This window comes from Peribacillus sp. Bi96 (assembly GCF_918698115.1).
In the GTDB taxonomy this organism is placed as follows: Bacteria; Bacillota; Bacilli; order Bacillales; family DSM-1321; genus Peribacillus.
Map to the genome: position 1 here is coordinate 57,594 of NZ_CAKKLV010000007.1, position 12,454 is coordinate 70,047.

12 protein-coding genes are annotated in these 12,454 nt (G+C 41.1%); all 12 read right to left on the minus strand.

The genetic code is table 11. The features are described 5' to 3' along the window. Positions 1-34: 34 nt before the first annotated feature. Positions 35-1,261: an aspartate kinase gene (dapG, locus tag LQ203_RS10965; RefSeq protein WP_230157987.1), complete on the minus strand. Its 1,227-nt coding sequence runs from the start codon at positions 1,259-1,261 to the stop codon at positions 35-37. A gap of 91 nt (positions 1,262-1,352) precedes the next feature. Next, complete coding sequence (gene asd / locus LQ203_RS10970) at positions 1,353-2,408, minus strand: aspartate-semialdehyde dehydrogenase (protein WP_230157989.1); 1,056 nt, start codon at positions 2,406-2,408, stop codon at positions 1,353-1,355. Between the two features lie 213 nt (positions 2,409-2,621). Then, entirely contained in the window at positions 2,622-3,224 is a 603-nt protein-coding gene (locus tag LQ203_RS10975) for a dipicolinate synthase subunit B (RefSeq protein WP_230157994.1), read from the minus strand. Continuing rightward, positions 3,221-4,123, minus strand: a complete 903-nt coding sequence (dpaA, locus tag LQ203_RS10980; protein WP_230158270.1) for a dipicolinic acid synthetase subunit A — start codon at positions 4,121-4,123, stop codon at positions 3,221-3,223. Before dpaA ends, LQ203_RS10975 begins: the two co-directional genes overlap by 4 nt. 201 nt (positions 4,124-4,324) lie before the next feature. Further along, positions 4,325-4,594: a YlmC/YmxH family sporulation protein gene (locus LQ203_RS10985; RefSeq protein WP_230157997.1), complete on the minus strand. Its 270-nt coding sequence runs from the start codon at positions 4,592-4,594 to the stop codon at positions 4,325-4,327. Positions 4,595-4,765: 171 nt separating this feature from the next. After that, a complete protein-coding gene (locus LQ203_RS10990) occupies positions 4,766-5,992 on the minus strand; it encodes a pitrilysin family protein (RefSeq protein ID WP_230157998.1) in 1,227 nt (408 codons plus the stop codon). Positions 5,993-6,038: 46 nt separating this feature from the next. After that, positions 6,039-6,998, minus strand: a complete 960-nt coding sequence (locus LQ203_RS10995) for a polysaccharide deacetylase family protein (RefSeq protein ID WP_230158005.1) — start codon at positions 6,996-6,998, stop codon at positions 6,039-6,041. A gap of 157 nt (positions 6,999-7,155) precedes the next feature. Continuing rightward, positions 7,156-9,273 carry a polyribonucleotide nucleotidyltransferase gene (pnp, locus tag LQ203_RS11000; RefSeq protein WP_230158006.1) on the minus strand — a complete coding sequence of 706 codons (2,118 nt, stop codon included), beginning with the start codon at positions 9,271-9,273 and terminating at the stop codon, positions 7,156-7,158. Positions 9,274-9,591: 318 nt separating this feature from the next. After that, positions 9,592-9,861: a 30S ribosomal protein S15 gene (gene rpsO / locus LQ203_RS11005; protein ID WP_057913371.1), complete on the minus strand. Its 270-nt coding sequence runs from the start codon at positions 9,859-9,861 to the stop codon at positions 9,592-9,594. Positions 9,862-9,999: 138 nt separating this feature from the next. Beyond that, positions 10,000-10,959 (minus strand): bifunctional riboflavin kinase/FAD synthetase, encoded by a 960-nt coding sequence (ribF, locus tag LQ203_RS11010; protein ID WP_230158007.1) that lies wholly within the window; start codon positions 10,957-10,959, stop codon positions 10,000-10,002. Between the two features lie 33 nt (positions 10,960-10,992). Then, the gene (gene truB / locus LQ203_RS11015) at positions 10,993-11,913 is read right to left on the minus strand and encodes a tRNA pseudouridine(55) synthase TruB (protein ID WP_230158009.1); all 921 of its coding nucleotides are present in this window, start codon (positions 11,911-11,913) and stop codon (positions 10,993-10,995) included. A gap of 169 nt (positions 11,914-12,082) precedes the next feature. Then, a complete protein-coding gene (gene rbfA / locus LQ203_RS11020) occupies positions 12,083-12,451 on the minus strand; it encodes a 30S ribosome-binding factor RbfA (RefSeq protein WP_230158011.1) in 369 nt (122 codons plus the stop codon). Positions 12,452-12,454: the final 3 nt, after the last annotated feature.

The following is a 12,454-nucleotide window of genomic DNA, read 5'->3' on the forward strand; positions in this document are numbered from 1 at the left end:
TTTTAACACCTCTTTAATTAATAAAACCTTATGATTATTGGACTTCATTTTCATGCAATTGAAACGCATAGTGAAGTGAATTAACAGCTTCAATTAAATCTTCCTCTTTTACGAGGACCCAAATAGTCGTATGGCTGTCCGCTGACTGGAGAATGGCAATTTCCTTCTCTGAAAGCGCTGTGACAATCTTCGCTGCAACGCCTGGCACTCCGTTGATGCCTGCACCTACAACGGAAACTTTGGCACAATTTCGTTCAATGACCGGTTCATGACCAAGCTCGGCCAAAATGGAAAGGGCCAGTTCTGTCATCTCTTCCGAAACGGTATAAACTACGCCACTCGGATAAATATTTATAAAGTCCACTGAAATGGAGGCATTGGCCATTGCTTTGAAAACTTCTGCCTGTAAATTGTATTGATCTTTTTTTGCGCGCACCTTGATTTGTGTGATTTTTGGAACATGGGCAATCCCGGTTACGAGCCTTTCACGAATGTCACTGCCCTGGCTGCCTTTGTTCACACCTGTAACTAGTGTTCCCAAACCTTCGCTATATGTTGACCTAATCCGAATCGGAACTTTGGCCTGCATGGCAATTTCAACAGCTCGTGGATGAATGACTTTCGCCCCTTGATATGCCATGTTGCAAACTTCCGTATATGAAACGATGGATAATGGACGTGCTTGCTCCGCAATACGTGGATCTGCAGTCATGATACCTTCCACATCCGTAAAAATGTCGACCCTTTCAGCTTGCAATGCCGCCCCTAATGCTGCCGCTGAAGTATCGCTACCTCCCCGGCCGATGGTCGTGATGTCCCCATTTTTAGCCGCTCCCTGGAATCCTGACACAACGACTACATCCTTCAATTCCAGTTCTTTCATGAGACGGTCACATTTCATTTCTACAATTTTCGCACTTGAATAGTCGGTATTAGTCAAGAATCCCGCTTGTGCTCCAGTATATGCAACGGCTCCTATACCGTTTTCTAACAGCATGTTCGTAAATACAACAGAAGAAATTGTTTCTCCTACTGACATAAGTAAATCCTGTTCTCGCTTTGAAAGGCTGGTTTTTGCCCCATTTATTAGTGAAAGCAAGGTATCCGTTGCATAGGGATCTCCTTTTCTTCCCATAGCTGAAACGACTACCACCACTTTATAGCCTTCGTTGATCGCCTTTTCAATATGGCCTTTCGCAAATGTACGGCTTTTCTCATCACGAACGGATGTCCCACCGAATTTTTGGACGATAATTTTCATAATATGCACCCCAAATATAAGCCAGCTTCCCGATTCGGGAAGCTGACAAAAACTCTCTATCCTGTTAGAATTTAATTTTCTATTGTAATTATTACTTAACGGTCACCAAACCTAATTTTAAAAGGCTTTCCGCAATTTGAACAGAATTCCAAGCTGCTCCTTTTAATAGATTATCGGAAACCACCCATAAATGGAAGCCTTTATCCTCATCCAAATCTTTGCGAATCCGACCGACAAATACATCATTCTTGCCGACGGACGATGCAGGTGTTGGGTAAAGTTGTTGTTCCGGTTCATCTTCTAACACTATTCCAGGTGCCGTTCTCATCAAATCTTTAATTTGAGAAGCCGCTACGCCTTCTTTTTCAACTTCAATATAAACGGATTCTGAATGACCTGTAACAACAGGAAGCCTTACGCATGTAGCTGCTACCGGTAGGTCATCCATATGCATGATTTTCTTTGTTTCATTAATCATTTTCATCTCTTCAAATGTGAACCCATTATCTTGGAATTTATCGATTTGGGGAATGACGTTAAATGCGATTTGATAATGCTTTTCGTCCCCTTTTACCGGTAAAATTTTTGGAGTTATTTCTTTTTCATCAAGCAAGTCGCGAGCTTGTTCTTTTAATTCATTTATCGCTGCGACTCCTGCGCCTGAAACAGCCTGATAAGTAGAAACAACAATTTTGGATAAGCCGTAAGTCTGGCGGATAGGTTCTAATGCCACTACCATTTGGATAGTTGAACAATTCGGGTTGGCAATGATCCCATTATGCTGTTTCAAATCTTCTTCATTTACTTCAGGCACAACCAGCGGCACATTTTCATCCATGCGGAATGCGCTCGTATTATCCACGACTATCGCGCCGCGTTTCACTGCTTCTGGAGCCAATTCCTTAGACACGTTTCCTCCAGCACTGAATAAAGCGATATCGATGCCTTCAAAGCTTTCAGGTTTTGCTTCCTGCACTTCGATTTCTTCGCCCTTAAATGTAAGTTTGCTTCCTGCGGAACGAGCCGATGATAAAAAGATGATTTTCTTTATCGGTAAGTCCCGTTGTTCGAGTGTTGAAATCATTTGTTGTCCTACTGCTCCAGTTGCTCCCACAACTGCAATATGCAATCCCTGTGTCTCAGTCATTTGTCCATACTCCTTTTCTATCTCTTAAATTAGTTATTTGTTGGATTTACTTCTACTTGTTCAGAATATCATTTATTTTATCATATTAACATTCCAAAGGGTCGCACTATAACAAAATATTCTGGTAGTGGAGTGGTTTTTTATAACTTCAACCTACAAATTCATGCATAATATGTCAGTAATCAGAAAGCGGGAGCGTGTCAGAACACTTGATCAGTTTAAATCATCCTTGAACCTTTCTACGATTACCGGTTGAATTTGTTCACTCTCCAGAGCCGCAATGATCGTATCCCTTATCATGCTCATTCTGGCAACCATGGAACTCGGTTTCCCTACTGGATTATCCTGGCCATACGGTACAAAATAAATATCTTTTGCTGCCATCAGCCTCATTAGATTGACACCATTTAACCCAAGTGCATCGTTGGTTGATATTGCGACCACAACCGGACGGTGATTTCTCATCGTCGCTTTTGCAGCCATAAGTACAGGCGAATCGGTAAGAGCATTTGCCATTTTACTCATGGAGTTGCCCGTTAAAGGGGCAATCACCATACAATCAAGCGGCAATTTAGGTCCTAATGGTTCTGCTTTGACGATTGTATCAACGACGTGATTCCCCGTCAATTTTTCTATCCTTTCAACCCAATCCTCGCCCTTTCCAAAACGGGTTTCCGTGTTCTGTACGGTCGATGTTACGATTGGAATGACTTCCGCCCCTTCATTTACAAGTTTTTCTATTTCAGGAAACACTTCATCATATGTGCAATGTGACCCTGTTAATCCGAAACCGATACGTTTCCCTTGAAGACTCATAGTTTTTTCCCCTTCCTTTTCGTGAACTCACCTTGAATCAATAGTCCCAGTGCGTTCGCTAATATCTGACCAGCTGTTTTCGGGGCAACTATACCCGGTAAGCTCGGTGCCAACAGCGCTTTAATTCCCCTTTTTTCAGCGTAACGAAAATCCGTTCCCCCCGGTTTTGAAGCAAGGTCGATAATTAATGTATGAACGGGCATATTCGCAATGACTTTTGCGGTAATTATCGGAAAAGGAATCGTATTGATACATATATCAACATTTTTCATTTCTACAGCAAGATCATTTAAATGAAAAGGGGCTAGAGCCATTTCACTGATCCTCGCAATATCTTCACTTTTTCTTGCCCCCACCTTAACCTTTGCTCCAAGAGCCTGGAATGACCGGGCTACACTCATACCAACCCTTCCAAGTCCTAGAACGGCCACATTTGATCCATGGATAGTGAAATCCGTATGTTGAATGGCCATCATGATCGCGCCCTCCACAGTAGGTATAGAATTATAAATAGCCACATCATCACGTTCGAACAATAGAACGAGTTTGCGATCCGCTTTCTTAAATATTCCATTGAGGTAATCATTGCTGATTCCTGCATAAAAAACGCAATGTGCCGGGGTGTTTTTTATCATTTCTTCAGTCAAGACAACATCTTCGCTGGAAAAGATCGTTTCCACTTTTCCATCTGAATCTGTGCCCCGGACAGGTAGAATAACTGAATCAATTTCCTTGAAATTTATATCTTCCATTTTCTCCTTAACCGCTCCGGTAAAAGCATGGTCGAGCTGTTCAAAACCTACTAATAATAGCTTCGCATCGAGCTCCGTCAGTTTACGGACAACTTCAAGCTGACGCGCATCTCCACCAATTACAGCGATTTGCATGCCTGTGAGCATTAAAACCGTCACCTTCTTTATATAAAAGATCCTAAACATTACTAGCCTCATGATACATTTCCTCAAGAAGCACTTTGCTGCATTCTCTAGTTACCCTGCATCTTATGTTTTCACTTAAAAAACGGTGATAAGAAAAGAAAAAACGCCTTAGCTATTGCCAGCTGAGGCGTTTTTTTAACATATGTTTGCTTTCTGCTGTCTTTATCCGTCCATATGCTCTCCATTCTCATGTGAAAGCCCTTCCTGAAAATCAATGATGACCATGTCCGTTCCGATTTTTTTTATATGTTCCCACGGCACCCGTATTTCACTGCCATTCCTTAAGAGGCCGAACCATTTGACCGAAGGGATGATCAACGTGGTAATTTGTCCGGTTTCATCTATTTCCAAATCCGTCTGACCGAGGATTCCTAATCTTTCCGCCCTGTTCACATCGACTATTTCCTTCCCGCTCAGTTCACTCAATCTCAATTATAGCTCCCCCTTTTTCACCTTCTATTCAATCTATATCCGAAAAAGATAAACTTAGAAGGCATTTATCCAAATATTGTCCATAACTTTGAAGCCTTCTATTCCAAGGATTTTTATATAAAAAAAAGCCTGACCTCCCATTAATAAAAGGAAGGTACAGACTTATTCATTTTATTTGTCCCAGTTTTCCAGCGGACTCACTAATGACAAGGAATGTTCCGTGAAGATTTGGTTTGCCAGTTCATTCACGGTATTCTCCGTCACCTCGTCAATTTTGATGATGATATCATCAAGGGAACGGTGCTCACCCAGCATTAGCTCATTTTTTCCGTTTCGGCTCATGCGGCTATTCGTGCTTTCAAGACTGAGCATCAAGCTTCCTTTAAGTTGCTCTTTACTATTGCGCAACTCCTTTTCCGTTATACCATCCCTTTTTAATGTATCCAGCGTTTCCTGAATGGTATCATACAGGCTATCAAGTTGATTTGTGCCTGTCCCCCCATAGACTGTCACCAAACCGCTATCTTGGTAGCTGGAATGATAGGAGTAAACGGAATAGGCAAGGCCGCGTTGTTCCCTGACGTCCTGGAATAGGCGGCTACTCATGCTTCCTCCAAGAATATTATTCAAGGTAATCAAGCTGTATGTTTTGTCATTGCCGATTTCCAACCCTTTGTAACCAAGGCATAAGTGGGCTTGCTCTGTTTCTTTTTTACGAGTGATCCTATTTTCATGGAAAGATGGCTTGAGCAATTCTAGACGTTCTTTCCCGCCTTCATACGAACCAAAGTAGTTTTCGACTTCTTGAATCAACTTTTCATCCACATTCCCAGCAATGGATACCACTACTTTATCAGGTGTATACATATCATGGACGTATTTCTTTAAAGTATCACTATTGAATGTTTCAAGTGTGTTTTCCGTACCCAATATAGGATAGGCAAGAGGATGATTTTCATAGACCGCCTTACTTAAGAGGTCATGGACAATATCATCCGGTGTGTCTTCGTACATTTTGATTTCTTCGTAGACTACATTTTTTTCTTTTTTCAGTTCCTCTTCATCAAATGTTGAATGGAAGAACATATCAGAAAGGATTTCAAGCGCATAGCTAGCATGGTTATCCATTACTTTTGCATAATAGCATGTATACTCTTTTGAAGTGAATGCATTCACTTGTCCGCCAATACTATCGAACGACTCGGCAATTTCACGCGCATTTCTCGTAGTGGTCCCTTTGAACAACATATGCTCCAGGAAATGTGAAACTCCATTCAACTCAGGTGTTTCATTTCGGGAACCTGTTTTGATCCATACTCCAATTGCTGCTGAACGTACTGTTGGAATATTTTCCAATACAATTCTTACTCCATTTTGACACGTGTATTTCTTAATCAACTAACATTCCTCCCAATCATTCTATGCTGCTATCGTAACCAAAACATCATGGATTCAATCGCTCTTCGTCTACTGCCTCTGAAACGGTAACAACATCCAAGTCTTTCTTTTTTATTTCAACAATTAATGTTTCCAATGATTTTGCGGTGGATTCCGTAGGATGCATTAAAATGAATGCTCCTGGGTGAACCTTGGAGAGCACGCGCTGTTGAAGGACCTCAGGGCTTGGTTTTTGCCAGTCGATCGTATCCACACTCCACATAACGGTTTCCAAACCGAAAGAATCCGCAATTTTCACCGTTTCGTCCCGGTAGCTGCCACTTGGGGGTGCAAACCATTTCATTTTCACACCTGTCACCGCTTCAATGACTTCGTTCGTTTTTCGAATTTCCTCACGTGTAGCCTGTGCGGATATGTTTTGCATATTTGGATGCGAATAAGAGTGATTTCCAATTTCATGCCCGCCAGCCATAATCATCTTGGCCAAATCCGGATTCTTTTTCGTCCAATTACCCTCAAGAAAAAAAGTAGCCTTGACATTATTCTTTTTTAAAACAGCCAACATATCTTGTAAGTATTCATTTCCCCAAGCCACATTGATTAAAAATGAAACCACCGGCTTTTCGGGATGGGCCCGGTAAATCGGAGCCGGATCAAGATCCTCTATATGTATCTTTGCAGGAACCTGCTGAAATACCAGCTTATCCTTATCGAATACGCCCTCCTTCTTCATGACTTTATACGAATCGTCAATTTTTACCTTAAGGCCATTATACGCAGGAACGGTTTTCCAAACCGAATCTATTCGTGCATCCTGTGGTGCAATCTCATATTTTTTTGATGAGTCTTTTATTTGTAAAAGAAGGTCATCTTCTTGCTTCATTGAAGCAACTGAATGATCTGTTAATTGGGTCAAATAAATTTGTGTATATGGATTTTGCACTAATAACCATGATATACCTGCAATGGCACTTATCGCAACTATCTGCTTCCATTTATTATTCATTTTTTACGCCCCCTTCATACCAAAATGTATGAAGAAAACGGACAAGGTAGAACATGACATGCTTTTAATACTGTTTCCCCTTTATATCGCCCCATTACTTTCAAATAAAAAAAGCATGCAGATTCACAAGGAATCGCATGCCGTATTTTCATTTCTATTACGATTGAGAAGGATTAGCTGCCTCTTTTTGCTCTTTTAGGACCGCTTTGCGTGAAAGGTTTACCCTTCCTTGCTTATCAATCTCAGTAACTTTTACTAATAACTCATCGCCAAGTGAAACGACATCTTCCACTTTTCCGACTCTTTCTTCAGCCAGTTCAGAAATATGTACCAAACCGTCTTTACCATTGAAGATTTCAACGAAGGCACCGAACTTTTCAATACGTTTAACTTTACCTAAGTATAGTTCGCCCACGACGACTTCACGTACGATATCTTCGATGATTTTCTTCGCTTTTTGAATCATTGGTTCATCTGTAGATGATATGAATACCGTACCATCTTGTTCGATGTCGATTTTCACGCCAGTTTCTTCAATGATTTTATTGATATGTTTTCCGCTCGGTCCAATGACATCACGGATTTTATCCGGATTTATAGACATTGTAACGATTTTTGGAGCATATTTGGATAACTGCTCACGCGGTTGATTGATTGTTGATATCATTGATTCCAAAATATGCATCCGGCCATGTTTGGCTTGAAGTAAAGCTTCTTCAAGGATTTCTCTTGAAAGACCCGCAATCTTTATATCCATTTGCAGGGCAGTAACACCTTTTGAGGTACCAGCGACTTTAAAGTCCATGTCCCCTAGATGATCTTCCATACCTTGAATATCAGTTAAGATTGTATAGTGCTCACCTGTTTTAACAAGACCCATTGCAATTCCTGCAACTGGAGCTTTCAATGGTACACCAGCATCCATCATTGCCAGAGTGCTTGCACAGATGCTTGCTTGTGATGTTGACCCGTTTGATTCAAGTACTTCAGAAACAAGTCTAATTGTATAAGGGAAATCTTTATCATTTGGAATGACCGGTTCCAATGCTCTTTCACCAAGTGCACCATGACCAATTTCACGACGGCCTGCCCCACGGATAGGACCAGTTTCACCAACACTGAAATGTGGGAAGTTATAGTGGTGCATGAAGCGTTTTGACTCCTCGGTTCCAAGCCCGTCCAAAATCTGTACATCACCTAGTGCACCTAATGTACAAATGGATAGCGCTTGGGTTTGTCCGCGTGTGAACAATCCAGATCCATGAGTACGAGGCAGAATGGTAACTTCTGATGATAATGGTCTGATTTCGTCAGGATTACGTCCATCTGGACGCACTTTTTCTTCCGTAATTAAACGGCGGACTTCGGATTTAACCAATATATTCAGAATTTCTTTGATTTGTTTTAATTTAGCTTCATCAGTTTCTTCTTCATAATGAGCCAACACACGATCTTTTACTTCTTTAATCGCGTCTTCACGAGCATGTTTTTCCTGAACTTGTACTGCTTTGTTCAAGTCTGCTTCACAAAGGCCTTTCACTTCTGCTTCTAGTTCTGCATCCACTTGATATAATGCGATCTGCATTTTAGCCTTGCCGATTTCAGCAACGATTTTTTCTTGGAATGCAATGACCTTCTTGATTTCGTCATGTCCGAACATGATTGCTTCAAGCATAGTTTCTTCTGGTACTTCATTTGCTCCTGCTTCAACCATGTTGATCGCATCTTTAGTACCTGCAACCGTCAAATTGATGTCACTTTTTGCAAGTTGGTCAACAGTAGGGTTAATTATGAATTCATTATTGATTCTTCCTACTACAACTCCAGCAATTGGACCTTCGAACGGAATATCGGAAACTGAAAGTGCAAGAGATGAACCAAGCATCGCTGCCATTTCTGTGGAGCAATCTTGATCGACACTCATGACCATGCTGATGATCTGAACATCGTTCCTGAAGCCATCAGCGAATAACGGGCGGATTGGACGATCTATTAACCGGCTTGCAAGAATTGCTCTTTCACTCGGCCGGCCTTCACGCTTGATGAAGCCGCCTGGAATTTTACCGACTGCATAAAGTCTTTCTTCGTAGTTGACTGTTAAAGGGAAAAAGTCGACATTTCTAGGTTCCTTCGAAGTTGTTGCTGTACTTAACACAGCAGTTTCTCCATAACGGACTAAAACTGCTCCGTTCGCTTGTTTGGCCAATTGCCCTATTTCTACCGTTACATTACGGCCGGCCCAGTCAAATGAATACGTATGTTTTTCCTGTCCCATTTATTAAACCCCTCTCTGAATCTTCACTTAGAGGCTTAGTTTACCTAAACCTGTATTGGATTAAATCATTTATGTGAAAGTAACTGAACTCGAGTTAAAACCAAACTATTCCTATTATGCACGAAAAAAACAAGCATTAACAGTAAAATGAATAAAAATTTCATTCATTTGATTATGTATATCCTGATCATTTATAAACGGAAAAGGACCCGGCTCCTGCCGAGTCCCAAGGACGAAGGCTCAGCCTTAAAATAGAACACGTCCTAATCATTTGATTAACATCAAAAAAGCGGGAAATTTCCCGCCTTCCTGAAAAAATTATCTACGTAGACCTAATTTGTTAATTAGTGTACGGTAACGAGTAACGTCTTTGTTACGTAGGTAAGTTAAAAGATTACGACGTTTACCTACCATTTTAAGAAGACCGCGACGTGAATGGTGGTCTTTTTTATGTGTGCGTAAGTGTCCGTTCAAGTTGTTGATTTCTTCTGTTAATACTGCGATTTGAACCTCTGGAGACCCAGTGTCAGTATCGTGAGTTCTGAACTCAGTGATAAGTTCGTTTTTGCGTACTTGTGTAATAGCCATGTTATTATTCCTCCTAAAATTCTGTAAAATCACCGATTACCGAGCCAGCGTCGGAGTCTCGACTAGCCAAGCAATGGTTATTTCCATACATATAATAGAATACATGTATTTCATTAAAATTGCAAGTCTTGTCTCTAACTAACCTTTTTTAGCTTCAAGCTTTGAAAAATATTCTATCGTATCTTGTTTATCCTTTTCTATCTGAGCGACCAATGCTTCAAGTCCGGAAAATTTCTGCTCACTTCGCAGTCTTATATGCCATTCAACAGAAACCTGGTTGCCATAAATATCTCCCGAGAACTCCAGGACATGAACCTCCACAGTAGGATATTTAGGCTTTTCTTCGTGGAACGTAGGTTTGTAACCGACATTGCAAACTCCATTATACCATTTACCGCTGATTTTAATCCTGACAGCATATACGCCGGCAGCAGGGAAGATATAATCGTTGCTCACTTCAATATTAGCAGTGGGGAATCCTAACTTCCTGCCCCGTTTTTCACCGTGAATGACATGACCTTTCGTTAAATAGCGTCGGCCAGCCAAATGATGAAAGTCGGAAAAGTCACCATTTCCGAGAGTCTCCCTGATTCTTGTCGAGCTAACCTTTTCATCCTCAAGGGTTTGTTTTGCAACGACCGTCTGCGAAAACCTTCCTTGTGCATAAACAGGCAAATCTTCCATCGACCCTTGACCATAGCGACCGTATGAATAATCAAAGCCTGCAACTACGTGTCGGACATTCAGCCCGGCAATGTATTCGTCAACGAAGCGTTCCGGCAATACCGAAGCAAATTCCTCGCTGAAATGGACGATGAATAAATAATCTATCTCCATCGATTCTATGATATCCACCTTATCTTCAAGTGGTGTAATATAACGGATATTCTCCGTTTTCCTCCCTAATACTGCAGAAGGATGCGGATCAAATGTCATGACTGCTGACTTAAGATTCATTTCCTTGGCTTTTTTCTTGGCAGTTTGAATAACGATTTGATGTCCTTTATGAATACCATCAAAAAATCCAAGCGCCATTACAAGCTCAGGAAAATCATCCGAATTAAATTGATGAGGATGCTCTATTGCGATCACTTTCACCTTTCAATCTCCTCTTTCCGACGGCAAAACGGTCTATAATTCTTGTGCCAATACTTTTACAGGTTTAATTAGCCCCTCTTTTGTCGGATGTATTTGATAAATGGCAATGGCCTTATCAGATGGGTCAACCATCACAAAAGGCTTCCCTTTTTCAACAACAACATCCTCTGTTTGTTCCAATACCGCACCGTTAAGTACTTTCTTTGCTACTTTATCACTAATCTTAAATTTGGGCAAATGAAATAATCCCCGCTCCAAAGGCAACAGAAAATCATCCGTTCTTCCGGTTTCCATGAATGCTTCCACCTCATCGAATGTCAAACAGTCCTCTAGCTTAAAACCAGCCGATTCAATCCGGATTAAATCTGACATATGTGCAGGATAGCCCAGTTTTTCCCCCATCATGACTGCAAGCGTTCGAATATACGTTCCTTTACTGCACTTGACACGAAAACGAAAAGAAATGGTTTCTCCCACGAATTCAGAACGATCATCCAGAAGGGTAATTTCGTAGATGGTGACCTCTCTAGTCGGCCTCTCCACTTCGATTCCTGCACGAGCATATTCATATAACTTCTTGCCGTTTACCTTAACGGCTGAAAACATCGGCGGCGTCTGATCAATTTTCCCTGTCAATGATTCCAACACTTCTAGTATCCGTTCACGCTGAATCACTTCGGCAACCTTTTTCTCTTCTACTTTTTCACCGCTTGCGTCTTCGGTTACCGTTGAAAAACCGAGGGTCACTTCCCCTTCATACGATTTACCAGCTTCTGTCAAATATTCAGCTATTTTCGTTGCCCTTCCGATACAAATCGGTAATACCCCTGTGACATCAGGATCTAAAGTACCTGTATGCCCAACCTTTTTTGTTTTTAAAATCTTTCTTAACTTAAAAACACAATCATGGGATGTCAATCCCTTTGGTTTCATTAATGGTAGAATACCATTCACTTTTATCACCTCATCATTTAAAAGAAAAAACACCTCAAACGGGAAACACAAAGAAAATAATCCAATTTTAATAGGTGTTTATTGCTTTTTTACATATTCCATATTCAAAAAAAAGAGACCGACTTCAAGAAGTGCAAAGCACTTATTGAGTCGGCCTCCTTTTGCTTGCTTATTCTTCGTCTTTTTCAGCCGGTTTTTCCTCTGAATTGATTTGGGAAATCAACGACTCAATACGATTACCATAATCGACCGATTCATCAAATTCAAAAAACAATTCAGGGGTTTTGCGCAGGCGAATTCTTTGCCCAATTTCAGATCGCATGAATCCTTTGGCCTTTGCTAGGCCTTGCAAGGTTTTCTCCCGTTGTTCCTGGTCACCCAAAACGGAAATAAAAACTGTTGCCTGTTGAAGGTCGCCTGTAACCTCGACATCCGTTACTGTTACGAATCCAATTCTTGGATCTTTAATTTTCCGGCCAATAATTTCACTCAGCTCTTTTTTCATTTGTTCGCCAACACGATTTGAACGAAGGCTCATAAT

What these genes read in the sequence shown, in the direction of transcription:
- dapG (WP_230157987.1), bottom strand. Translation starts at nt 1,261, where the DNA reads ATGAAAATTATCGTCCAAAAATTCGGTGGGACATCCGTTCGTGATGAG.
- asd (WP_230157989.1), bottom strand. Translation starts at nt 2,408, where the DNA reads ATGACTGAGACACAGGGATTGCATATTGCAGTTGTGGGAGCAACTGGA.
- LQ203_RS10975 (WP_230157994.1), bottom strand. Translation starts at nt 3,224, where the DNA reads ATGAGTCTTCAAGGGAAACGTATCGGTTTCGGATTAACAGGGTCACAT.
- dpaA (WP_230158270.1), bottom strand. Translation starts at nt 4,123, where the DNA reads ATGCTCACAGGCATGCAAATCGCTGTAATTGGTGGAGATGCGCGTCAG.
- LQ203_RS10995 (WP_230158005.1), bottom strand. Translation starts at nt 6,998, where the DNA reads ATGAATAATAAATGGAAGCAGATAGTTGCGATAAGTGCCATTGCAGGT.
- pnp (WP_230158006.1), bottom strand. Translation starts at nt 9,273, where the DNA reads ATGGGACAGGAAAAACATACGTATTCATTTGACTGGGCCGGCCGTAAT.
- rpsO (WP_057913371.1), bottom strand. Translation starts at nt 9,861, where the DNA reads ATGGCTATTACACAAGTACGCAAAAACGAACTTATCACTGAGTTCAGA.
- rbfA (WP_230158011.1), bottom strand. Translation starts at nt 12,451, where the DNA reads ATGAGCCTTCGTTCAAATCGTGTTGGCGAACAAATGAAAAAAGAGCTG.